The following is a 20,533-nucleotide window of genomic DNA, read 5'->3' on the forward strand; positions in this document are numbered from 1 at the left end:
TACGCGACAATAGGAAGTTTCACGATATTTGTGCACATTCGTCCCTTTCCACCTCGCTTATCTGATCTGTTCAGGCAACCGGAAACGGCTGGGCGATTGTCCGACATGCTTGCTGAACGCCACGCTGAACGCGCTGGCCGAACCGTAGCCCACCCGCTCGGCGATCTCGGCGACAGACAACTGCCGGGCCCTGAGCAACTGCTTGGCGACCTCCATGCGCCAGGCCAGCAGATGCGCCATTGGCGCCACGCCCACCGTTCGCGTGAAGCGCTCGAAGAACGCCGAGCGAGAGAGCGCGGCAATGCTCGCCAACTGATCGACACTCCAAGGGTGATCGATACGTGCGTGCAACTGATTCATCACCGGCGCCAGGCGCCCATCCGCCAGCCCCCGCAGCAACTCGACCGGGGCATTCTCGATCGCGACCAGGCGCATGGCTTCGATCAGCAACAACTCGACCAGGCGCGACAAGGCGAACTCGCTGCCTGGCTTCTGCTCCACGGACTCCTCGCTGACCATCTGCACCAACTGCGACAAGCGCACCGAGCTCCTGACATGCACGACGATGGGCAGCAGGGCTATCAGTAACGCCGGATCGGTGTCGTCGAACGCGAAGGAGCCACCCAACGAGCACATGTCCGCTGGGCCTTGCGTCTGGCCATAGCGTACCTGTGAAACGTTGTGAAAATCACCCGATGGAACATCTGCCAGTCCTGGGCCTCCCACACTAACGCAGGGCGAAAGGCGCGCTGCCCATGAAAACCCGGAGGCATGTTCCGTATGAAAAAGATCCTGATGGTGCTGACATCCCACGACCAGCTCGGTAACACCGGCAAGAAAACCGGCTTCTGGCTGGAGGAATTTGCCGCCCCTTACTACGTGTTCATCGACGCAGGCGCACAGATCACCCTCGCCTCACCCAAAGGCGGCCAACCACCGCTGGACCCGAAGAGCGACGAGCCCGACGCCCAGACCGACGCCACGCGCCGCTTCCAGCAAGACACAAAGGCGCAGATGGCCCTGGCCGACACAATTCCGTTGGGAGAAATCGACCCTTACGACTTCGACGCCGTGTTCTATCCAGGTGGTCATGGGCCGCTGTGGGACTTGGCCGAGGACACGGATTCGATCACCTTGCTCGAAGCCCTGTATGCCTCGAACAAACCCATCGCTGCGGTTTGTCATGCGCCGGGCGTGCTCAAGCAGGTCAAGGCAGCGGACGGCCAGCCGGTTGTGAAAGGCAAGCGCGTCACCGGTTTTACCAACAGCGAGGAAGAAGCTGTCGGGTTGACCGATGTGGTGCCGTTTCTGGTGGAGGATATGCTCAAGGCCAACGGCGGTGAGTACTCAAAGGCAGCTGATTGGGCGAGCTACGTGGTCGAAGATGGCCACCTGATTACCGGCCAGAATCCCGCTTCGTCCGAAGCAGCGGCGCAGGCGTTGCTCAAACGTCTGGCGCACGAGCCAGGCGCCTGAGACGAATGGCACAGGCGCGATCCGCTCCCGCAGATGACGATCCCTGTAGGAGCGGGCTCGTCCCGCGATCACCGGCAAAGCCGGTGCCGTCCCCCACAACCGATACAAACGGATTCACATCACCGCCACCCGGCGGCTGGCAACCCCACCCAGCATCGGTGACAATCGCCCCTCATGCCCAAGCCAGGACGCCCCGCATGCTCACCACCCTCGCCATCGGCAACTACCGCTCGATAAAGCACCTCGTCATGCCGCTAGGCCAACTCAACCTGGTGACTGGTGCAAACGGCAGCGGCAAATCCAACCTGTACAAAGCGCTGCGCCTGCTGGCCGAAACCGCCCAAGGCGGCGTGATCGAAGCCCTCGCCCGCGAAGGCGGCCTCGACTCGACCTGGTGGGCCGGCCCGGAAACCAGCGCCCGCATGAAGCGCGGCGAAGTGCCCATCCAAGGCCAGCACCCGACCGACGTCAGACGCCTGCGCCTGGGCTTCGCCACCGAGGATTTCGGCTTCGCCATCTCCCTGGGCCTACCCATCCCGCTGCCCTACCCGAGCGCCTTCATGCTCGACCCCGAGATCAAGTGCGAAGCCATCTGGGGCGCCGGCGCCTACCGCCCCTCCTCCCTGCTGGTCGAGCGCAAGAACGCCCTGGTACGTGCCCGCGAAGGCAACAGCTGGTCCGTACTCGACCAGCATGCCGACAGCAGCGAAAGCTTCTTCAACATCGTCGGCCGCCCCCGCCAGGCCCCGGAAATCGGCGAGCTGCGCGCGTTCATCAACAGTTGGCGCTTCTACGATCACTTCCGCATCGACCGCGACGCCCCCTGCCGCCAACCGCAACTGGGCACCCGCTCACCCGTGCTGCACCACGACGGCCGCAACCTCGCCTCGGCACTGCAGACCATCATCGAGATTGGTGACGTCGAAGACCTGGTTGCCGCGCTGGATGACGCATTTCCCGGCAGCCGCCTGGAGATCGATGCACCACCCGGCGGGCTGTTCAGCGTAAGGCTTCACCAGCACGGGCTGTTGCGCCCGCTGGGCGGGACGGAGCTGTCGGACGGCACCTTGCGTTACCTGTTGCTGGTCGCGGCCCTGCTGACGCCTCGACCACCGTCACTGATGGTGCTCAACGAACCGGAAACCAGCCTGCATGCCGACCTGCTGCCAGCGCTGGCGCGCTTGATCATCCGCGCCTCGCAACGCAGCCAGGTGTGGGTGGTGTCGCACAGCAGGCCGCTGATCGACGCGCTGACCGCGTGTGAGGGGTGCAATGTGCTGGAGCTTGAGAAGGATCAGGGGCAGACGCAGTTGCGTGGGGTCGGGTTGCTGGATGAGCCGCTGTGGCGGTGGGTGGACTGAGCCTTCGAAACACCACCGCTCCCAGTGCCACTCTTCAACATTGCTAGCCCGCTCTCCAGACCATTGCACACCTGTTTCCCACGGGAAATCCGTGTTCATACTCTTCATTCAACAGTGTTGACAGCCTTTCATCGACGCATTGGTCGGATTCAATCTGAAAACCGAGACGAGCGTAGAATGGAGCATTCCACGGTACGTGTTTGAAAGTTGTGAGAGTCAGCGCATGCAGCTCATTGATCTCAACATAAGCCTGCGCCGCTTGAACGAGCTGTCGCCCTATGCCCTGCCCTTGCAGGGTGTGTCGAACGGAAAGTTCATGGATATGAAGGTCTGTACCGTAGATATCGGCACTGAGAAATCCTTGCGGACGATTTTCAGCATCGATGGCCACCCAGCACGTCGAGCGCTCGATGAGCTCAAGATGCCGTTCAACCGGCATAGGAGGAGAATCAGCGAGCCAGCTTAACCCTTCAAACACACGAAAGGCTTGCGCGGCAGAACGCTCGATTGAGAGTAAGAGGCTCGCATCCTCTGGCACAGCAACGCGGACAGTCGTAAACATAGCTACCCGAAATCTGGATCGCGGGATGAAAGCCTGGAGCCCCCTAGTATCAGCAAGGCTTTGACTATTTGCTGCGCCGCTTCGGAAGTGGCGCTGCCACTGGCGTTAGCATTCGATGCCAACGATCCATTGGGTCTTGGCCGCATTGCTGCGGTCCAGATCAGGGCGCCGCACGGCAGGCTGAGTGCAGCCCCGCGGTACGATATACGGCTGAGCGACCGCAGCCGCTTCGGCGAGCTCCATCGGCTTGCCATCGTCACGTTCGACGGTGATGAAGAACGGCTGGTAGAACGGAATGATGTAGGCATCGAGGCTATAGCGCGCACCATTGGCCTCAAGGTTGGCGTGGTACTCATCGAAACGGGTCAGGCGACTGGTGTCGAGCTTGTCCTGCACCGCGCAACCGACCATGAAAAGCCCGAGCAAGGCACCGCCGCACAATGACATCGTGTTCATTACAACTCCTTTTGAGGTTTGCCCGGATGGACGCGCCGGGACATTAAAGGCGTGCGTGGTGGCCGTCAAGCGAGCGGCACTACTTGAGCAGCGGCATGTTAGGGATCACAATCACCGCGCTAAAAAAAGGATTAAGACAAAAGGATCATTGCCTTGAACAAGAAACAACGCGACGAACTCAGTAAGTATCTCAGCTATGTGCTACGCCATGCTCCGCACTCCATCGGCTTGACCCTGGACCGCGAAGGTTGGGCCGAGGTGGATACACTATTGCGTAATGCCGCTGAGCAAGGACGCAGTTTTGACCGCGCCGCCCTGCGCGACGTGGTTGAAACCAACGACAAGAAGCGCTTCACCCTTTCGGACGATGCGCGATATATCCGCGCCGCCCAAGGCCACAGCACGACTCAGGTCGCCCTCCAACATGTCGAAAAGACCCCACCCGCCCTGCTCTACCACGGAACCGCCAGCCGTTTCATGGCGTCCATCGAGGTACAGGGTCTGGTTGCCGGTTCTCGCCACCATGTGCACCTGAGTGAAGACCCAGAAACGGCGCTGGGCGTGGGTAGACGCTACGGAGAACCCGTATTGCTGGTGATAAATACATCGAAGATGCGCGAAGCCGGCGCGCGTTTCTACCAAGCGGACAATGGTGTGTGGTTGGTGAATGAGGTACCGGTGGGCTATTGGAGTCGAGGGTAGCAGGAGCGGTAAATGGCTTCACTCTGACAAAAAAGTTTCGAGGGAATGAAAAGCATCACGATTAATGGGATCAACTAAAGCCAGCTTACTCACATCCTATAACCCAGGCATCAGCAATTAAACTTCCGTAAAGTACATCATACTCGTCACCCCCTTGAAGCTTGTCCTGGCTCTTGCAGCATCCGAAAAACAATTCCCCTATCAACATGAACGCCACCTAGGCTAGCCCCTATGGCGGCGCCACATTTCATTCAAAATTATTAACAGTCGCGAATAAATGAGCAATGACACACTCAGTACCAACATTGCGTTTTGTGTGTGTATCTCCATAGGAACAAGTCGGGCTGGCGCTCGGGAGGTAACTGAGTGGCAGTCAGCGTGGTCGCGAGTGCCCCCATCAGTACATAGCCGGCCCAAACGGCAGGGACGATGTTTTGCTGGCTTTGTTGCACAAGGTTGGCGCGATTCATCACGCTCAAGATGCCGAGCACTTTTTCCGGATCGTCTGCCCCGATGGCAGTCAGGCTTCGAGCGACGAGCTCAAAGTCCTGGGTCCGCTCGCCTGGTGCCACCTTGTCCAGAAGTGCATTGATGGTGGCGGCTCGGGTTTCCTCATTTCGGCTGCCGATCTGGCGGGTGAGTTCGCGTGCGACCAGCACACGATTAGCCTTGTCACTTCCCGCTCCAGTGCCTAGCACGGTCCCAACCACAAACAGGTCAGTGGCGGCCAGTACCGGCCTGATGACGTGGCCCTGGCCTTCGCGCTAAGCCTGCGCGTGCACGACAGCGCCGATCACCTCCGCAGGCTGGCGCGGCGCCTGGTCGACAAGGTCTGCCTCGAGCACCAGCCGAACATGAAGCGCCTGGCCCGCGAGCCGGACGACGCGAAGGTGTTCGATGCCGCGCTCAAGATCATCAACCGGGTGTGCGACCTGCTGGAGTACGCCCCAGGCACCCGCTTTGTGCGCAATGGAGGCGATGATGGCTCTGACGCAGCAGCAGCGTGACGAAAAGCGCAGGGCCAAGGCCGAGCGCTTGCAGGAAGAAGACCTGCGCTTGAAGGTTCGACCAGGGACTAAACAGGCCCTGCTGTAACTGATGGAGTGGGCCGGGATCGAGGAACAGGGCGAGGCGATGACGCTGATGATTCATCACGTCGAAGCGCTTGGGCACTATGCACTGTTCAGGATCACGCGCCACGAAATCGAAGCTCACCGGAATGTGGCGCGCACCGAGTCGTTGCGGCTTTCGGCCAGGAAGCGAACAGGCCAGCACCTGCGAGCGATTTGCGGGTGGGCCGATGCTACCCACGGGCAGATCATCGAAGCGCTGGTTCACGGCATCCATGTCCTTGGCCGGCAGCACGCGGCGAAGTTTCTGACCCCGCCGCGGCATGAGATCATGCATTTCGCCGCGCCTGGCCCTAGCCTTCGACCGGAAAAGCATGCTGATGATTCGGCATGATCCGGGCGACGAGATTATCGCACCTGGCTTAGTCCGCACTGTTGCCTTACAACTTGCCAGCGAAGATTCTGCCTATGACCGTGGCGTCCACAATGGGCGCGCTTTTCCCATGTGAACCGGGCAAGGCACAACTAGCCTCACTAAGCAACAACACCTGAGCTATCAACGACTACTTTTTGAGGGCGTCATCTAGGCGCAGTCTAGAGTCTGTAGAAAGCAAACTATATTGATGGAGACTTAAGAACCTCCCATCTTTGAATTCCACATCGCGCAAAGTCCCTTCAAGCTTGAATCCAAACTTCCTCAAAAGAGCGCAACTGGGCTCATTCTCCGGCTCAACATCTGCATGAATACGGTGCAAGCCCATTGTGTTGAATCCGTAGTCAATCATTGACGGCAGAGCCTCAGATAGTAGACCGCGACGCCAGTACTCCGGCATCAACCAGTACCCTATCTCTGCTTTTCGGTGGTCATGGCACACATTGTTAAAGCCGCAAGCCCCTATCAATGATTGGTTGTTGATTAGTGATATTCCCCACCATATGCCAGACCTCTCGGTGACGATCCGCTCAAACCACCGCATTTGCTCTTCAGTCTCGGCAAGGCTCGAATATGAAACACCATAGTGGGCGATCACTTGGGGGTTGGAAAGCGCCTTGTACACATCGCTTATGTGTGAAGGAAGTATCTTTCTAAGTGAAATTCTTCCTAACAAAAACTCGGGAAATACTGTGAGCACTTCGATAAGTCCGCTGACAATGTGTCGTTAAGTTAACACAGGCGCTGCCCATTTTTACCATCTAACCCATGCCGCATCCGGCCACGGAGGGCGGCGCATGCATGGAGTACCGCAATGCAAGTCGAGACCTCGACCGTCACCAAGCTGCTGATCACCGGCGCCGAAGGCCTGGACCCGATCAGCGTCTACCTCGAAGACTTCGAACCCTGCAAAGGCAAGATCACCGTCAGCTGCTACGACAAGACCTGGCACGCCTACTGGGGCGGCATGTGGGATGGCCTGACCATCGGCCAGTTCTTCTGCAAGCTGCACGACGCCTACATCATCGGCTACTTCGACCGGTCGCTGAGCTCTCGCCGGTTCAGCGCCGAGGCCCTGGCCGACAAAGCGCGGAAGGTGATCGTGCAAATGCGGCGTGACCGGGACCTGGACGCAGAAGACGCCCGGAACATGCTCGACGAGGCCGAGGATGTTCGCCACACCAGCTCGCTTGATGAGTGCGGCGGCGCCCACCGCGAGTTCATGCACCGCGTGTTCGGTGACGACTGGTGGAACCTGCCGGCCGACGCCATGGACCCCAACCCGGACTGGGTCTACCTCTGCCGCATCATCGCGACAGTGCAGCTGGCCCTGGCCAAGCAGTACCCGATCGCCGCCTGACGCATCGATCAGGATTCATGACTTGAAGCACACCTTCGGTCGCCGACTGCGCGCCGCAGGCGTTACTGAAGAAGATCGGAAGTCACTGCTCGGGCACAAGAACGGCAGCATCACCAGCCACTATTCCGGCGCTGAGCTGGGCAAGCTGATTGAGGCTGCGAACATGGTATCAACAACTGACTCTCGCGGGCCGGTGTTGACGATCTTGAAGAGGAAAATCGGATGAAGTCCCGAAAAACTCCCCACACGCAGAAATGAAAAAGCCACCCTAAGGTGGCTAAGTCATTGGGATTATTGGTCGGGACGGAGTGATTCGAACACTCGACCCCTTGCACCCCATGCAAGTGCGCTACCGGGCTGCGCTACGCCCCGACTCTATTCTCAATACCGCTGAGAACGGTAAGAAATCTAACCTAACCTTTTGAATAATGGAAGCTTTTTTTTAAAAAAATCCACTCATCGCCAAGCAGGTCACTTCTTCAACACCACCAGCACATCCTCCAACTCCGCAATCATCTGCCGAATCAGCTGCTTGTACTGGGTCGTGTCATCCTTGGCCTCATCACTGGACATGCGCAGGCGCGCACCGCCGATGGTGAAGCCCTGGTCATACAGCAAGGCGCGGATCTGGCGGATCATCAGCACGTCTTGACGCTGATAATACCGTCGGTTTCCGCGGCGCTTGACCGGGTTGAGCTGCGGGAACTCTTGTTCCCAGTAACGCAGCACATGCGGTTTTACCGCACAGAGCTCGCTGACTTCACCAATGGTGAAGTAGCGTTTGCCCGGAATGGGGGGCAGCTCGTCGTTATGGCTTGGTTCCAGCATAGGCCTCAACCCGGGCTTTCAGTTTCTGCCCTGGACGAAAGGTGACGACGCGCCGCGCGGTGATCGGGATCTCTTCCCCTGTCTTGGGGTTGCGGCCCGGCCGCTGGCGTTTGTCGCGAAGGTCGAAGTTGCCGAATCCGGACAACTTGACCTGCTCGTTCTCCTCAAGCGCGTGACGAATCTCTTCGAAAAACAACTCGACCAGCTCCTTGGCCTCGCGCTTGTTAAGCCCCAGCTCCTCGTACAGCCTTTCGGCCATCTCAGCTTTCGTCAGAGCACCCATGCCGTTATTTCCTTAACGTGGTGTTCAACCTTTGTTCGAGCGAGGTGAGGATATTTTGCAGGGTGGTGTTCACCTCATCGTCGTTAAGAGTGCGCGATGGATGCTGCCAGGTCAAGCCGACCGCGAGGCTTTTTCTATCAGGATCAATACCTTTACCCTGGTAGACATCAAACAGCCTGAGGTCTGTGAGCCATTCCCCTGCATTGTCACGAATTACTTCAAGCACGGCGCTCGACGCCACGTCACGTCCTGCGATCAACGCCAGGTCACGACGGGTTTCAGGGAACTTGGACAGTTCGCTGAATTTCGGCAGCCGGCCTTCGACCACTTCACCCAGCACCAGCTCGAAGACGAACACCGGACGCTCAAGGCCCAGGGTCTTTGCCAGCTCCGGGTGGATAGCGCCCAGGTAACCCACTTCCTTGCCGTCGCGCTCGATGCGGGCGGTCTGGCCGGGGTGCAGGGCTGGGTGCTTTCCTGCGCTGAAGCTGAAGTCGGCGAGCGCGCCGGAGTAGCCCAACAGGGCTTCGACGTCGGCCTTCATGTCGAAGAAATCGACACTGTCACGGCCGTTGGCCCAGCCTTCCGGCAGGCGGCTGCCGGTAATCACGCCGGCGATCATCGGTTGCTGCTTGAGGTCGCCCAACTGGCCGACGAAGCGCAGGCCGCTTTCGAACAGGCGCACGCGGTCTTGCTGGCGGTTGAGGTTGTGCTGCAGCGCCTTGACCAGGCCCGGCCACAGCGAGGCGCGCATCGCGGCCATGTCGCTGGAGATGGGGTTGGCCAGCATCAGCGGCTCGACGCCAGGGGTGAACAGCTCGAACAGCTTGGGGTCGATGAAGCTGTAGGTGATGGCTTCCTGATAGCCGCGGGCGACCAGCAGGCGACGCAGAATCGGCAGTTCTCCGCGCGATTCCGAGCGAGCCTTGGGGGCCAGGCGGGCTTGCGGGTAGCGGACCGGCAGGTTGTTGTAGCCGTACAGGCGTGCCAGCTCTTCGATCAGATCGACTTCGAGGCTGATGTCGAAGCGGTGGCTCGGGATCTCGACAGTCCACACCCCTGCCCCATTGGCGCTGGTTTTCAGCTCCAGGGCGTTGAGCAGCTGTTCGACCTGGGCCGGGGCCATGTCCATGCCGAGCATCTGGCTGACGCGTTCTGCGCGCAGGGTGACCGGGGCAACCTTGGGCAGGTGCTGCTCGCTCACGGCTTCGACGATCGGGCCGGCTTCGCCGCCGACGATCTCGAGCACCAGGGCGGTAGCGCGCTCCATGGCTTCGCGGGCCAGTTGCGAGTCGACGCCGCGCTCGTAGCGGTGCGAGGCATCGGTGTGCAGGCCATAGGAGCGGGCCTTGCCAGCGACCGATACTGGCTCGAAGAAGGCGCTTTCCAGGAACAGGTCGCGGGTCTTCTCGGTGTTGACGCCGCTGTGTTCGCCACCCATGACGCCGGCGATGGCCAGGGCGCGAGTATGGTCGGCGATGACCAGGGTGTCGCTCCGCAGGGCGACTTCCTGACCATCGAGCAGGACGAGCTTCTCACCCTCCTCGGCCATGCGCACGCGGATGCCGCCGTTGATTTCAGCGAGGTCGAAGGCGTGCATCGGCTGGCCGAGTTCGAGCATCACGTAGTTGGTGATGTCGACGGCAGCGTCGATGCTGCGCACGTCGCTACGACGCAGGCGTTCGACCATCCACAGCGGGGTCGGCTTGCTCAGGTCGACGTTGCGGATTACACGGCCCAGGTAACGCGGGCAAGCAGCGGGGGCGCTGATTTCAACCGGGCGCACTTCGTCGTGGGCAGGCGCGACGGCCGGAACCACCGGACGGCTGACCGGGACGTCGTACAGTGCGCTGACATCGCGCGCCAGGCCCGCCACCGACAGACAGTCGCCGCGGTTGGGGGTCAGGCCGATTTCGATGCTGGCGTCGTCCAGATTGAGGTACTGGCGAATGTCTTCACCCACCGGCGCGTCGGCTGCCAGCTCCAGAAGACCGTCGTTCTCTTCGCTGATCTGCAGCTCGGCGGCCGAGCACAGCATGCCGAAGGACTCGACACCGCGCAGCTTGGCCTTCTTGATCTTGAAGTCGCCGGGCAGTTCGGCGCCGATCATGGCAAACGGAATCTTGATGCCGGGACGTGCGTTGGGGGCGCCACAGACAACCTGGAAGGTTTCCTGGCCATTGCTGACCTGGCAGACGCGCAGCTTATCGGCATCCGGGTGCTGTTCGGTGGCGAGGATCTCGCCCACCACGATGCCCCTGAACTGGCCAGCCGCCGGGGTGACGCTGTCGACTTCCAGGCCGGCCATGGACAGGCGGGCGACCAGTTCGTCACGGGAGACTTGCGGGTTTACCCAACCGCGCAGCCACTGTTCACTGAATTTCATGCTGTTCTCCTGAAGATTGCGTCGAGGTGTGGCCTAGCGGAATTGCGCCAGGAACCGCAGGTCGTTGTCGAAGAACAGACGCAAATCGTTGACGCCATAGCGCAGCATGGCCAGGCGCTCGACACCCATGCCGAAGGCGAAGCCGGAGAATTCTTCCGGGTCGATACCGGACATGCGCAGTACGTTCGGGTGGACCATGCCGCAGCCCATCACTTCCAGCCAACCGGTCTGCTTGCACACGCGGCAGCCTTTGCCGGAGCACATCACGCACTCCATATCGACTTCGGCGGACGGCTCGGTGAAGGGGAAGAACGACGGGCGGAAACGCACTGCCAGCTCTTTTTCGAAGAACACCCGCAGGAACTCTTCGATGGTGCCCTTGAGGTCGGCGAAGTTGATGTCGCGATCGACCAGCAGGCCTTCGATCTGGTGGAACATCGGCGAGTGGGTGATATCCGAGTCGCAGCGGTATACGCGGCCGGGGCAGACAATGCGGATCGGCGGCTGGGTGCTTTCCATGGTCCGCACCTGAACGGGCGAAGTATGGGTGCGCAGCAGCATGTTGGCATTGAAGTAGAAGGTGTCGTGCATCGCCCGGGCCGGGTGGTGGCCTGGGATGTTGAGCGCTTCGAAGTTGTGGTAGTCGTCTTCGACCTCTGGGCCTTCGGCGATGCCGTAGCCGATGTGGGTGAAGAACTGCTCGATGCGCTCGAGGGTACGGGTGATCGGGTGCAGGCCACCGGTGGCCTGGCCACGGCCTGGCAGGGTGACATCAATGCATTCGGCAGCCAGGCGAGCGTTCAGCTCAGCCTCTTCGAAGGCGGCCTTGCGTGCGTTGAGCACGTCAGTGACGCGTTCCTTGGCGTCGTTGATCAGCGCACCGACCTTGGGGCGCTCTTCGGCTGGCAGGTTGCCCAGGGTCTTCATCACCTGGGTCAGCTCGCCCTTCTTGCCGAGAAATTGGACCCGGATCTGTTCCAGGGTATTGATGTCTTCAGCGCGCTCCACGGCCTCTAGGGCTTGGGAGACCAGCGCGTCCAGGTTTTCCATGTACAGACTCCAGATACGAAAATAGGGGAAGAGCTTTGAAGGCTCTTCCCCTATCGATGACGTTTTACACCCACCGGCACAGGGTGCCGGCGGATGATTGTCGCGGGTACTTAAGCCAGAACGGCTTTAGCTTTCTCGACAATCGCAGCAAACGCCGCTTTTTCGTTCACTGCCAGGTCGGCCAGAACCTTGCGGTCGATTTCGATCGACGCCTTTTTCAGGCCAGCAATCAGACGGCTGTAGGACAGACCGTTGGTGCGGGCACCGGCGTTGATACGAGCGATCCACAGAGCGCGGAACTGACGCTTCTTCTGGCGACGGTCACGGTAGGCGTATTGGCCTGCCTTGATGACCGCTTGCTTGGCAACGCGGAATACGCGCGAGCGTGCACCGTAGTAGCCTTTAGCCAGTTTCAGAATTTTCTTGTGACGCTTACGAGCGATGACGCCACGCTTTACACGAGCCATGAGTAACTTCCTCTATCTTTGACCGAAATTAACGTACGCGCAGCATGCGCTCGACTTTTGCCACGTCAGACGGGTGCAGCAGGCTGGCACCGCGCAGTTGACGCTTACGCTTGGTCGACATTTTGGTCAGGATGTGGCTCTTGAAAGCGTGCTTGTGCTTGAAGCCGGAAGCGGTTTTCAGGAAACGCTTCGCAGCACCGCTCTTGGTTTTCATTTTTGGCATGTTGGAACTCCGCATTCGATAAAATTACACAATAATCATCAGGCCTGCCGTGCCCGGGAGATTACTTCTTCTTTTTGGGAGCGATGACCATCATAAGCTGGCGTCCTTCCATCTTAGGATGCTGTTCGACGGTCCCGTATTCGACGAGGTCGGTTTCGACCCGCTTCAACAGTTCCATACCCAGCTCCTGGTGGGCCATCTCACGGCCGCGGAATCTCAGAGAGATCTTGGCCTTGTCCCCATCGGTAAGGAAACGTACCAGGTTGCGTAGTTTTACCTGGTAATCCCCTTCTTCCGTCCCTGGACGAAACTTGATTTCTTTAATCTGGATCTGCTTCTGATTCTTCTTCGCTTCGTTGGCCTGCTTCTTCTTCTCGAAGAGGTGCTTGCCGTAGTCCATCACCTTGCAAACAGGCGGGACTGCGTCAGCGGAGATTTCCACCAGATCCAGCTTCGCTTCATCAGCGATACGAAGCGCTTCATCAATCGAGACGATGCCAATCTGCTCGCCATCAGCGCCAATTAACCGAACCTCGCGTGCCGAGATATTCTCGTTGATCGGTGCCTTAGGTGCAGTTCGTTTATCGTTTCTCATTTCACGCTTAATAGTCATTACTCCGATTCTTGGCGACCACGCCGGGAAACCGCATGCGACAAGAGCTCAGCGAATTGCGCGACAGGCATGGAGCCCAGGTCTGCGCCTTCGCGAGTACGCACAGCGACGGTTTGCGTTTCGACTTCGCGGTCCCCTATAACCAAAAGGTACGGGACCCTCAGCAACGTATGCTCGCGGATTTTAAAGCCGATCTTCTCATTTCTCAAGTCGGACTTGGCACGGAAACCGCTTCCATTCAGCGTTTTTTCCACTTCGAGGGCGAAATCGGCCTGCTTGTCGGTGATATTCATGATCACCGCCTGGGTCGGCGCCAGCCATGCAGGGAACACACCAGCGTAGTGCTCGATCAGCATGCCGATGAAGCGCTCGAAGGAGCCGAGAATGGCGCGGTGCAGCATCACAGGACGCTTACGGGCGTTATCTTCGGCGATATAGCTGGCATCCAGACGCTCCGGAAGGTTCGGATCGTACTGCAGGGTACCGCACTGCCAGTTACGGCCGAGGCAGTCGCGCAGGGTGAACTCGATCTTCGGACCATAGAAGGCGCCCTCGCCCGGCTGGTATTCCCAGGCCAGGCCGGATTCGTTCAGGGCGTCGGCCAGCGCGCCTTCGGCGCGGTCCCACAGCTCTTCGGAACCGACACGCTTGGCCGGACGAGTGGACAGCTTCATGGCGACGTCGGTGAAGCCGAAGTCCTTGTACACGTCCAGGGTCAGCTTGATGAAATCAGCCGCTTCCTTTTTTACCTGCTCTTCGGTGCAGAAGATGTGCGCGTCGTCCTGCACGAAGCCGCGCACACGCATGATGCCGTGCAGGGCGCCGGACGGCTCGTTGCGGTGGCAGGCGCCGAATTCGGCCAGGCGCAGCGGCAGGTCACGGTATGACTTCAGGCCCTGGTTGAACACTTGCACGTGGCATGGGCAGTTCATCGGTTTTACCGCGTAGTCGCGGTTTTCCGACGAGGTGGTGAACATGTTCTCGGCATAGTTGGACCAGTGGCCGGAACGCTCCCAGAGGATGCGGTCGACGACCTGCGGGGTCTTGATCTCCTGGTAGCCATTCTCGCGCTGGACCTGGCGCATGTACTGCTCGAGTACCTGGTAGACGGTCCAGCCGTTGGCGTGCCAGAACACCATGCCCGGGGCTTCTTCCTGCAGGTGGAAGAGATCGAGCTGCTTGCCGATCTTGCGATGGTCGCGCTTTTCGGCCTCTTCGATGCGCTGGATATAGGCCGCCAGCTGCTTCTTGTCAGCCCAGGCGGTGCCATACACGCGCTGCAGCTGTTCGTTCTTGGCGTCGCCGCGCCAGTAGGCGCCAGACAGCTTGGTCAGCTTGAACGCCTTGAGGAAGCGGGTATTCGGCACGTGCGGGCCACGGCACATGTCGACGTATTCTTCGTGATAGTACAGGCCCATGGCCTGCTCGTCCGGCATGTCTTCGACCAGACGCAGCTTGTAGTCTTCGCCACGGGTGCTGAACACATCGATGACTTCGGCACGCGGGGTCATCTTCTTGATGACGTCGTAGTCCTTGTCGATCAGCTGGTGCATACGCTGTTCGATGGCAGTGAGGTCCTCGGGGGTGAAAGGACGCTCGTAGGCGATGTCGTAATAGAAGCCTTCGTCGATCACCGGGCCGATCACCATCTTGGCGGTCGGGTACAGCTGCTTCACCGCGTGGCCGATCAGGTGGGCGCACGAGTGACGGATGATCTCCAGTCCCTCTTCATCTTTGGGGGTGATGATCTGCAGGGTGGCGTCGTGTTCGATCAGGTCGCAGGCATCGACCAATTTGCCGTCGACCTTGCCGGCCAAGGTGGCCTTTGCCAGGCCTGCACCAATGGATGCGGCAACTTCAGCTACGGTTACGGCCTTGTCGAACGAACGTTGACTGCCATCGGGAAGAGTAATGGTGGGCATGGCGCCTCCTCTCCTAGTGGTGACCCCTACCAAAGGTCACGTGGGTTGGGATGAGCCAGTACAAGATCCGACCTGCCTTTCCCGGGGGAAAGCCTGCCTCACAGCGGCAGAAGCCTTTCGGCCTGTCAGGGGCGAACCAGAGTGACTGGAAAGATAACTTGCGCGCTGGACGTGAGCAGCTGCAAGCCGGGCATGCTAGCACGCGGCCTGCGCCTGACGCAGAAATATTTGGAATTTACGCCGGGGCGGTGAACTTGTACGGAAAAATTCCTATCAGACCCTCTGAAGCATCCTACTCTTGATGAGACCTAAACCAAGGAGTGTCTGGTTATGCGAGTTCAGTCTCTTCTGGCCGCGTGTGCCGCGAGCGTCCTGCTGCTGCCACTGGCCGCCAACGCAGGTAACTTCCCCGCCGGCAAGGAGCAGGCGTACATGTCTCAGTGCCAGCAAGTCGCGACCGGCCAGGGCGTGGACGCCGCGACGGCGAAGAAGCACTGCGATTGCGGCGCCCAAGCCATCAAAAAGAATTTCACCGACAAGGAGATCCAGGACCTCGACAGCAAGGACGGCGTCGACGCTGCGCTGATGCAGAAGGCTCAGACCGTAGTACAGGCCGCCTGCAAGCCAAAATGATGACCCGCCGAGCCGTACCGATCGCGCATTGTTTGCGCCAGATCAGTATCCGGCTAAGGTAAAGAGCGCTACATAAGCAGAATTAGACTATGATGTTGCCGGTGCTCCGTAGCCTCGGCCGCATTGCACCACTGAAAAACTAAATGTTCTGGAGATTCACCTCATGTCCAATCGCCAACAAGGCACCGTCAAATGGTTCAATGATGAGAAAGGCTACGGCTTCATCACCCCAGCAGGCGGCGGCGACGACCTGTTCGTACACTTCAAGGCCATCGAATCCGACGGCTTCAAGAGCCTGAAAGAAGGCCAGACTGTTTCCTTCGTAGCCGAAAAAGGCCAGAAGGGCATGCAGGCTGCTCAGGTTCGTCCGGAGTAATTCGGATACCGCAGTAAAAAAACCCGCCTTCACCGGCGGGTTTTTTATGGGCTCGAGCTACCTGGACAGGCCAGCCCTCACAGGCGATCAGCCACAGTTGGCGCGAATGACCTTGCCCTGCTCATCGACGTTCAGGTTCAAACGGTCGGAGCGGTATTCCAGGGTGACGACATCATGGGGCTTGAGGATCCGGGCGATCTGCGCGCCAGTTGCCTTGCGGGCCTGCTCCAGCAGCTCGGGCGTGCCCGGCTTGCCGACGGTGAAATCGGCGCCGCTGGCACTGCAACGGCCATCACCACCGGCGGGGGTCGCCGGCGCGGCGCTGCCGCCATCAGACGAGCCACCGGTGCTGCAGCCAGCCAGGACGGCAGCCATCAGCAAGGTCGCCAGGGAAGCGCGGGTACGGAACATGAATCCTCCTAATCGATCTTGGGAACTGTCATATGCGACCGCTCCGCTTACAGTTTGTTGCAAAACCGCTCAAGTCTGCCTGATCTCGCCAGATGAGGCCAAAAGCAATCGTGACCGGATTTTGCACCGTGGCGATTGGTTAGGGCGAGCGGCCTGCTTATGCTTAAGTCGCAGCGCAACGGCTGCAAAGGCATGATTTACTTGGCAGACGTGGAGTGCGTCTCGCCTCCCCCGCGAACGCCAGGAGCCGGTGTTCGACCCCAGGCACCAGGCACAGTCGCGAGTACCCGCATGAACACCCACAGCATAGACGCCGACATCAAGGTCAAATGGGCCGAGGGCCAGAGTGCCTACAGCCCGGGCACTCCGGAAGAATTGTTGCTGATCGCCATCGACCTGCTGGTGCGCGATCGTGGCAGCGAGGCGGCGCGCAGCTTCATCGAACAGGTGTTCGAGCGCTACGCGCCGCACGACACTATTTCAATCGAGCCAGGCGCGCGCTGAGCAGGTCGAAGAAGCCCTGGGCGTCACCATTTTCGATCCACATCACGTTGGCCGGCTGCTTGAGCACGCCGTACCAGTCGGCGACAGTCTGGGCGAAGGTCGGGCCTTCGCGGCTGTCGACGGTCATGTGGATCTGCTTGCCACTGAACAGCTCTGGCTTGAGCAGGTAGGCGATGACGGTGGCGTCGTGTACCGGGCCACCGCTCATGCCGTACTTGTCCATGTCGTACTTGATGTAGGCGTTGAGGATGTCCACCACCTTCTTGCTGGCGTCGTTGCCGACAGCGGCGAGCTGCTTGAGACGTGCGTCGCTGGTGATGATCTTGTGGGTCACGTCCAGCGGCAGGTACGTCAGCTTGACGCCGCTGGCCAGCACCACTTCGGCAGCGTGCGGATCGGCGTAGAGGTTGAACTCGGCCACCGGGGTGATATTGCCGCCATTGAAGTGGGCGCCACCCATGATCACCACTTCCTTGATGCCCTTGACGATTTCCGGCTTCTGGATCAACGCCAGGGCCAGGTTGGTCTGCGGGCCGAGCATGGCGATGGTGATGCTGTGGGGCTCGGCGGCATCGAGGGTATCGACCAGATACTGCACGGCGTTGCCTTTGGCCAGAGGCTGCTTGGGCTCATGCACCGCGACACCCGTCAAGCCTTCCTCGCCATGGACATCGGCGGCGTAGATCGGCGCACGCACCAGTGGGCGCCCTGCCCCGGCGTATACCGGAATGTCTTCACGACCGGCCCATTCGCGCGCCAGGCGCGCGTTGCGGGAGGTCTTGTCGAGGCGCACATTGCCGGCGACGGTGGTGATGGCGCGGATCTTCAGCTCCTCGGGCGAAGCCATGGCCAGGAACAAGGCCACGACATCGTCGGCGCCGGGGTCAGTGTCGATGATCAGGTCACGCGGGGCGGCGAATGCACTGGCAGCAGCCATCGTGGACATAAGCACGACTCCTTGTAGCAAACGTTTGGCTTTGTTGATCAACATCCCGCTTCACTCCTTTGCTTTTATTGTTTGGTCTGTTTCAGAGGGCGCGTCACGCGATAGGCCGGCACATCCGCCGACTACCTCAGAACGTGACGCCCGCAATCAACGCAATATTGCTGTAGGGCTTGCATTCCCCCGTGCGAATCACCGCCCGCGCCCGTCGGCTCAGGGCCTTGAATTCATCATGGGGCATACGCTCGCGCTCACCGAGCAAGCCCAGCGCATGTTGCTCCTCGACCCCCACCAGCCCAGGCGGTGCGGCACTGAACATCTCGTCGGCCAACACATGCCGCTCCACCTGCATTTCGCTGAGCACCACGCGCAGAACGCTGGCAAAGTCCGGAATGCCCGGCGTCAATGCCAGGTCGATCAGCTCCACACCTGGCGGCACCGGCAGGCCGGCATCGCCGATCACCAGGATGTCGCCATGCCCCAGACCGGCAATGGTGCGCGAGAGGGCGATATTGAGCAGTGCGGTCTTCTTCATGGCGCCAACTCCTTGAGGAAGGGAATGGATGGCTGCGCCCCCGCGCGGGTGACCGAGATGGCCGCAGCCCGCTGGCCACGCATGATCGCCTCGCCCTCCTGCAGCCCGTAGGCAAGCCCCGCAGCGAAGCCGCCGACGAAGGTGTCGCCTGCCGCCGTAGTGTCCAGTGGCTTGACCTTGGTTGCCGGGAAATGACGGCTGCCGCCCTCACTGACGAACAGCGCCCCTTCGGCACCCAGGGTGACGATGACCTTGCTCGCACCCCATTCGCGCAGGCGCTCGGCGGCGCAGCGAGCACTGTCGATATCGCTCACCGACAGGCCGGTCAAGGCCTCGGCCTCGCTCTCGTTGGGGATCAGGTAGTCGATATGGGCGAACCACTCCCGCGGCAGTGGGCCCGTTGCCGGTGCCGGGTTGAGGATGACCGTCTTGCCCAGCTCGCGACCGCGGGCCAGCGTCCACTCTACAGTGGCAGGCGGCACTTCGAGCTGGCAGATGATCACCTCGGCGTTGTGCAGCAACGCATCGAAGCGCTGCACCGACTCGGGGGTCAGCAGCCCATTGCCGCCCGGGATGATGACGATGGCGTTCTGGCTGGTGGCATCCACCACGATCAGCGCCACACCGCTGGATACGCCTGCACAGACGCTCACGGCCTGGCAATCGATCTTTTCTGCCTCCAGCGCTTGGCGCAACTGCTGGCCATAGGCGTCATCGCCGACATTGCCGACCATGGCCACGCTCGCCCCCAGGCGCGCGGCAGCAACGGCCTGGTTGGCACCCTTGCCACCGGGTACGGTGAAGAAACTGTCGCCGGCGAGGGTTTCGCCGCCACGCGGCAGACGCTCGGCACGGGCCACCAGGTCCATGTTGAGGCTGCCGACCACTACGACCTTGGCATGCATGGGTCTTCCTTAGCGGTAATCATTGAACAGGTCCGGGCGCGGCCCGGTGGATTCGCGCAGCACGATACGCGGCGCGACGATACGTTGCTGCGCCGCATCGCGACGCGGTGTGGCGATGCGCGACAGCAGCAACTGCGCGGCACTGTCGCCCAGCTCGCGGATCGACTGGCCGACAGTGGTCAGCGGCGGATACACATAGCGGCTCAGCTCGATGTCGTCGAAACCGATCACCGATAGCTGGCCAGGGACGTCGATATTGCGCTCGGCCGCAGCGCGCAACACGCCGAAACCGATCATGTCGTTGCCAGCGAAAATCGCCGTCGGCGGCTCATCCTCGAGCAACTGTGCGGCCGCTGCGTGGCCACCGGGGCTGGTAAAGTCGCTGTGCAGCACGCGATTGTCCGCCACGTTCAGCCCGGCCTCGGCCATGGCACGACGAAAACCGCTCACGCGCAGTTGGCTGACGCCGGTCTCGGCCGGGCCGCCGATGCAGGCGATGTCGGTATGGCCGAGCTCAAGCAGGTGGCGCGTGGCCAGATAGGCCCCCAGCTCGTGATCGATACGCACAAGGTCGGCATCGACGCCTTCCAAGGCGCGGTCGACGATGACCATTGGCGTGCGCACGGCAGCCAGGCTCTCGAGCAGGTCACGGTCCTCGCCCACCGAGGCGACGATCAGGCCATCGATGCGTTTTTCCAGCAGCACCCGCAGGTAGCTGCGCTGCTTCTTCGGATCATCGTCCGAGTTGCACAGGATCACGCAATAACCGTTGCGCTCGCAGCCGTCCTCGATACCGCGAGCCAGCTCGGCGAAGTAAGGGTTGACGCTGCTGGGCACCAGCAGGCCAATGGTCGCGGTGCTGCGCGCCTTGAGCGAGCGCGCCACGGCACTGGGCACGTAGTCCAGCTCGGCGATGGCGGCCTCGACCTTCAGGCGCACGTGTTCGCTGACCGGGCGGGTCTTGTTCAGTACATGGGACACGGTGGTGTAGGAAATACCCGCCAGTGCCGCGACATCTTTGATGGTTGCCATGG

26 protein-coding genes, 1 tRNA gene and 2 pseudogenes are annotated in these 20,533 nt (G+C 60.5%); 10 read left to right on the forward strand and 19 right to left on the reverse strand.

What is annotated here, in order from left to right; all coding sequences use genetic code 11:
- Nucleotides 1-57: 57 nt before the first annotated feature.
- Nucleotides 58-813, reverse strand: a complete 756-nt coding sequence (locus tag AC2CGW_RS21140; protein ID WP_484574545.1) for an AraC family transcriptional regulator — start codon at nt 811-813, stop codon at nt 58-60.
- Between AC2CGW_RS21140 and AC2CGW_RS21145 the strand changes: the two genes are divergently transcribed.
- Both AC2CGW_RS21145 and AC2CGW_RS21150 read left to right on the forward strand, forming a co-directional pair.
- Nucleotides 781-1,476, forward strand: a complete 696-nt coding sequence (locus AC2CGW_RS21145; protein ID WP_186669118.1) for a type 1 glutamine amidotransferase domain-containing protein — start codon at nt 781-783, stop codon at nt 1,474-1,476. The genes AC2CGW_RS21140 and AC2CGW_RS21145 overlap by 33 nt on opposite strands.
- A 197-nt stretch (nt 1,477-1,673) precedes the next feature.
- Nucleotides 1,674-2,837, forward strand: coding sequence for an AAA family ATPase (locus AC2CGW_RS21150; RefSeq protein ID WP_186669116.1), 1,164 nt, complete (start codon nt 1,674-1,676; stop codon nt 2,835-2,837).
- 43 nt (nt 2,838-2,880) lie between these two features.
- Here AC2CGW_RS21150 and AC2CGW_RS21155 read toward each other — a convergent pair whose 3' ends face one another.
- Complete coding sequence (locus tag AC2CGW_RS21155; RefSeq protein ID WP_484574546.1) at nt 2,881-3,399, reverse strand: GNAT family N-acetyltransferase; 519 nt, start codon at nt 3,397-3,399, stop codon at nt 2,881-2,883.
- 105 nt (nt 3,400-3,504) lie between these two features.
- Nucleotides 3,505-3,855 (reverse strand): hypothetical protein, encoded by a 351-nt coding sequence (locus AC2CGW_RS21160; protein WP_484574547.1) that lies wholly within the window; start codon nt 3,853-3,855, stop codon nt 3,505-3,507.
- 153 nt (nt 3,856-4,008) lie between these two features.
- Here AC2CGW_RS21160 and AC2CGW_RS21165 point away from each other — a divergent pair, with 153 nt between their 5' ends.
- Complete coding sequence (locus tag AC2CGW_RS21165; protein WP_186720786.1) at nt 4,009-4,557, forward strand: RNA 2'-phosphotransferase; 549 nt, start codon at nt 4,009-4,011, stop codon at nt 4,555-4,557.
- Nucleotides 4,558-4,850: 293 nt separating this feature from the next.
- On the opposite strand, the gene AC2CGW_RS21170 is transcribed toward AC2CGW_RS21165, so the two are convergent.
- Nucleotides 4,851-5,216: a hypothetical protein gene (locus tag AC2CGW_RS21170; RefSeq protein WP_484574548.1), complete on the reverse strand. Its 366-nt coding sequence runs from the start codon at nt 5,214-5,216 to the stop codon at nt 4,851-4,853.
- An 87-nt stretch (nt 5,217-5,303) separates the two neighbouring features.
- Between AC2CGW_RS21170 and AC2CGW_RS21175 the strand changes: the two genes are divergently transcribed.
- Nucleotides 5,304-5,564, forward strand: coding sequence for a DUF7740 domain-containing protein (locus AC2CGW_RS21175; protein WP_484574549.1), 261 nt, complete (start codon nt 5,304-5,306; stop codon nt 5,562-5,564).
- Nucleotides 5,539-6,136: pseudogene (locus AC2CGW_RS21180) on the forward strand (hypothetical protein). The gene AC2CGW_RS21175 and the pseudogene AC2CGW_RS21180 overlap by 26 nt, the downstream one beginning before the upstream one ends.
- A 54-nt stretch (nt 6,137-6,190) precedes the next feature.
- Here AC2CGW_RS21180 and AC2CGW_RS21185 read toward each other — a convergent pair.
- The gene (locus tag AC2CGW_RS21185) at nt 6,191-6,760 is read right to left on the reverse strand and encodes a GNAT family N-acetyltransferase (RefSeq protein WP_186669103.1); all 570 of its coding nucleotides are present in this window, start codon (nt 6,758-6,760) and stop codon (nt 6,191-6,193) included.
- Between the two features lie 114 nt (nt 6,761-6,874).
- Here AC2CGW_RS21185 and AC2CGW_RS21190 point away from each other — a divergent pair, with 114 nt between their 5' ends.
- Together AC2CGW_RS21190 and AC2CGW_RS21195 are read left to right on the forward strand one after the other, a co-directional pair.
- Nucleotides 6,875-7,420 carry a phiTE_072 family protein gene (locus AC2CGW_RS21190; protein ID WP_484574550.1) on the forward strand — a complete coding sequence of 182 codons (546 nt, stop codon included), beginning with the start codon at nt 6,875-6,877 and terminating at the stop codon, nt 7,418-7,420.
- Nucleotides 7,413-7,646: pseudogene (locus tag AC2CGW_RS21195) on the forward strand (tyrosine-type recombinase/integrase); the annotation flags it as partial. The gene AC2CGW_RS21190 and the pseudogene AC2CGW_RS21195, both read left to right, overlap by 8 nt.
- A gap of 69 nt (nt 7,647-7,715) precedes the next feature.
- On the opposite strand, the gene AC2CGW_RS21200 reads toward AC2CGW_RS21195, so the two are convergent.
- The 9 genes from AC2CGW_RS21200 to thrS all read right to left on the reverse strand — a co-directional run bounded on the left by AC2CGW_RS21200 (nt 7,716) and on the right by thrS (nt 15,192).
- Nucleotides 7,716-7,792, reverse strand: a tRNA-Pro gene (locus AC2CGW_RS21200).
- A 99-nt stretch (nt 7,793-7,891) separates the two neighbouring features.
- A complete protein-coding gene (locus tag AC2CGW_RS21205) occupies nt 7,892-8,248 on the reverse strand; it encodes a MerR family transcriptional regulator (RefSeq protein WP_054892048.1) in 357 nt (118 codons plus the stop codon).
- Nucleotides 8,229-8,531, reverse strand: a complete 303-nt coding sequence (gene ihfA / locus AC2CGW_RS21210) for an integration host factor subunit alpha (protein WP_003250679.1) — start codon at nt 8,529-8,531, stop codon at nt 8,229-8,231. Before ihfA ends, AC2CGW_RS21205 begins: the two co-directional genes overlap by 20 nt.
- Nucleotides 8,532-8,535: 4 nt before the next feature.
- Nucleotides 8,536-10,917: a phenylalanine--tRNA ligase subunit beta gene (gene pheT, locus AC2CGW_RS21215; protein ID WP_484574551.1), complete on the reverse strand. Its 2,382-nt coding sequence runs from the start codon at nt 10,915-10,917 to the stop codon at nt 8,536-8,538.
- A gap of 33 nt (nt 10,918-10,950) precedes the next feature.
- Nucleotides 10,951-11,967 (reverse strand): phenylalanine--tRNA ligase subunit alpha, encoded by a 1,017-nt coding sequence (gene pheS, locus AC2CGW_RS21220; protein WP_054892050.1) that lies wholly within the window; start codon nt 11,965-11,967, stop codon nt 10,951-10,953.
- Between the two features lie 110 nt (nt 11,968-12,077).
- Entirely contained in the window at nt 12,078-12,434 is a 357-nt protein-coding gene (rplT, locus tag AC2CGW_RS21225; protein WP_003250671.1) for a 50S ribosomal protein L20, read from the reverse strand.
- Nucleotides 12,435-12,462: 28 nt separating this feature from the next.
- Nucleotides 12,463-12,657 carry a 50S ribosomal protein L35 gene (gene rpmI, locus AC2CGW_RS21230; protein ID WP_003250667.1) on the reverse strand — a complete coding sequence of 65 codons (195 nt, stop codon included), beginning with the start codon at nt 12,655-12,657 and terminating at the stop codon, nt 12,463-12,465.
- 61 nt (nt 12,658-12,718) lie between these two features.
- Nucleotides 12,719-13,270, reverse strand: a complete 552-nt coding sequence (gene infC / locus AC2CGW_RS21235; RefSeq protein ID WP_172964767.1) for a translation initiation factor IF-3 — start codon at nt 13,268-13,270, stop codon at nt 12,719-12,721.
- A complete protein-coding gene (gene thrS / locus AC2CGW_RS21240; RefSeq protein WP_186720904.1) occupies nt 13,270-15,192 on the reverse strand; it encodes a threonine--tRNA ligase in 1,923 nt (640 codons plus the stop codon). Before thrS ends, infC begins: the two co-directional genes overlap by 1 nt.
- A 330-nt stretch (nt 15,193-15,522) precedes the next feature.
- Between thrS and AC2CGW_RS21245 the strand changes: the two genes are divergently transcribed.
- Nucleotides 15,523-15,825: a hypothetical protein gene (locus AC2CGW_RS21245; protein WP_186669096.1), complete on the forward strand. Its 303-nt coding sequence runs from the start codon at nt 15,523-15,525 to the stop codon at nt 15,823-15,825.
- 163 nt (nt 15,826-15,988) lie between these two features.
- The gene (locus tag AC2CGW_RS21250) at nt 15,989-16,201 is read left to right on the forward strand and encodes a cold-shock protein (protein ID WP_012313861.1); all 213 of its coding nucleotides are present in this window, start codon (nt 15,989-15,991) and stop codon (nt 16,199-16,201) included.
- Between the two features lie 87 nt (nt 16,202-16,288).
- Here the strand turns inward: AC2CGW_RS21250 and AC2CGW_RS21255 are convergent, their stop codons facing one another.
- Nucleotides 16,289-16,612 carry an I78 family peptidase inhibitor gene (locus AC2CGW_RS21255; RefSeq protein WP_186669093.1) on the reverse strand — a complete coding sequence of 108 codons (324 nt, stop codon included), beginning with the start codon at nt 16,610-16,612 and terminating at the stop codon, nt 16,289-16,291.
- 291 nt (nt 16,613-16,903) lie between these two features.
- Between AC2CGW_RS21255 and AC2CGW_RS21260 the strand changes: the two genes are divergently transcribed.
- On the forward strand, nt 16,904-17,116 hold the full coding sequence (locus AC2CGW_RS21260; RefSeq protein WP_186669091.1) for a hypothetical protein: 213 nt from the start codon (nt 16,904-16,906) through the stop codon (nt 17,114-17,116).
- On the opposite strand, the gene AC2CGW_RS21265 is transcribed toward AC2CGW_RS21260, so the two are convergent.
- The 4 genes from AC2CGW_RS21265 to AC2CGW_RS21280 form a co-directional block, all read right to left on the reverse strand.
- A complete protein-coding gene (locus AC2CGW_RS21265; RefSeq protein WP_186669157.1) occupies nt 17,088-18,053 on the reverse strand; it encodes a nucleoside hydrolase in 966 nt (321 codons plus the stop codon). The two genes, AC2CGW_RS21260 and AC2CGW_RS21265, sit on opposite strands and share 29 nt — an antisense overlap.
- 136 nt (nt 18,054-18,189) lie before the next feature.
- Nucleotides 18,190-18,594 carry a D-ribose pyranase gene (gene rbsD, locus AC2CGW_RS21270; protein WP_426351835.1) on the reverse strand — a complete coding sequence of 135 codons (405 nt, stop codon included), beginning with the start codon at nt 18,592-18,594 and terminating at the stop codon, nt 18,190-18,192.
- Nucleotides 18,591-19,499: a ribokinase gene (rbsK, locus tag AC2CGW_RS21275; protein ID WP_484574552.1), complete on the reverse strand. Its 909-nt coding sequence runs from the start codon at nt 19,497-19,499 to the stop codon at nt 18,591-18,593. The genes rbsD and rbsK overlap by 4 nt, the downstream gene beginning before the upstream one ends.
- A gap of 9 nt (nt 19,500-19,508) precedes the next feature.
- The gene (locus AC2CGW_RS21280; RefSeq protein WP_186669085.1) at nt 19,509-20,531 is read right to left on the reverse strand and encodes a LacI family DNA-binding transcriptional regulator; all 1,023 of its coding nucleotides are present in this window, start codon (nt 20,529-20,531) and stop codon (nt 19,509-19,511) included.
- Nucleotides 20,532-20,533 lie beyond the last annotated feature (2 nt).

This window comes from Pseudomonas sp. SYWMCR5 (assembly GCF_057197165.1).

Excerpts from the sequence above, each read along its gene's own strand:
- AC2CGW_RS21145 (WP_186669118.1), top strand. The coding sequence starts at position 781 with ATGAAAAAGATCCTGATGGTGCTGACATCCCACGACCAGCTCGGTAAC.
- AC2CGW_RS21150 (WP_186669116.1), top strand. The coding sequence starts at position 1,674 with ATGCTCACCACCCTCGCCATCGGCAACTACCGCTCGATAAAGCACCTC.
- AC2CGW_RS21155 (WP_484574546.1), bottom strand. The coding sequence starts at position 3,399 with ATGTTTACGACTGTCCGCGTTGCTGTGCCAGAGGATGCGAGCCTCTTA.
- AC2CGW_RS21160 (WP_484574547.1), bottom strand. The coding sequence starts at position 3,855 with ATGAACACGATGTCATTGTGCGGCGGTGCCTTGCTCGGGCTTTTCATG.
- AC2CGW_RS21190 (WP_484574550.1), top strand. The coding sequence starts at position 6,875 with ATGCAAGTCGAGACCTCGACCGTCACCAAGCTGCTGATCACCGGCGCC.
- AC2CGW_RS21205 (WP_054892048.1), bottom strand. The coding sequence starts at position 8,248 with ATGCTGGAACCAAGCCATAACGACGAGCTGCCCCCCATTCCGGGCAAA.
- ihfA (WP_003250679.1), bottom strand. The coding sequence starts at position 8,531 with ATGGGTGCTCTGACGAAAGCTGAGATGGCCGAAAGGCTGTACGAGGAG.
- pheT (WP_484574551.1), bottom strand. The coding sequence starts at position 10,917 with ATGAAATTCAGTGAACAGTGGCTGCGCGGTTGGGTAAACCCGCAAGTC.
- pheS (WP_054892050.1), bottom strand. The coding sequence starts at position 11,967 with ATGGAAAACCTGGACGCGCTGGTCTCCCAAGCCCTAGAGGCCGTGGAG.
- rplT (WP_003250671.1), bottom strand. The coding sequence starts at position 12,434 with ATGGCTCGTGTAAAGCGTGGCGTCATCGCTCGTAAGCGTCACAAGAAA.
- rpmI (WP_003250667.1), bottom strand. The coding sequence starts at position 12,657 with ATGCCAAAAATGAAAACCAAGAGCGGTGCTGCGAAGCGTTTCCTGAAA.
- infC (WP_172964767.1), bottom strand. The coding sequence starts at position 13,270 with ATGACTATTAAGCGTGAAATGAGAAACGATAAACGAACTGCACCTAAG.
- thrS (WP_186720904.1), bottom strand. The coding sequence starts at position 15,192 with ATGCCCACCATTACTCTTCCCGATGGCAGTCAACGTTCGTTCGACAAG.
- AC2CGW_RS21245 (WP_186669096.1), top strand. The coding sequence starts at position 15,523 with ATGCGAGTTCAGTCTCTTCTGGCCGCGTGTGCCGCGAGCGTCCTGCTG.
- AC2CGW_RS21250 (WP_012313861.1), top strand. The coding sequence starts at position 15,989 with ATGTCCAATCGCCAACAAGGCACCGTCAAATGGTTCAATGATGAGAAA.
- AC2CGW_RS21255 (WP_186669093.1), bottom strand. The coding sequence starts at position 16,612 with ATGTTCCGTACCCGCGCTTCCCTGGCGACCTTGCTGATGGCTGCCGTC.
- AC2CGW_RS21260 (WP_186669091.1), top strand. The coding sequence starts at position 16,904 with ATGAACACCCACAGCATAGACGCCGACATCAAGGTCAAATGGGCCGAG.
- AC2CGW_RS21265 (WP_186669157.1), bottom strand. The coding sequence starts at position 18,053 with ATGGCTGCTGCCAGTGCATTCGCCGCCCCGCGTGACCTGATCATCGAC.
- rbsD (WP_426351835.1), bottom strand. The coding sequence starts at position 18,594 with ATGAAGAAGACCGCACTGCTCAATATCGCCCTCTCGCGCACCATTGCC.
- rbsK (WP_484574552.1), bottom strand. The coding sequence starts at position 19,499 with ATGCATGCCAAGGTCGTAGTGGTCGGCAGCCTCAACATGGACCTGGTG.
- AC2CGW_RS21280 (WP_186669085.1), bottom strand. The coding sequence starts at position 20,531 with ATGGCAACCATCAAAGATGTCGCGGCACTGGCGGGTATTTCCTACACC.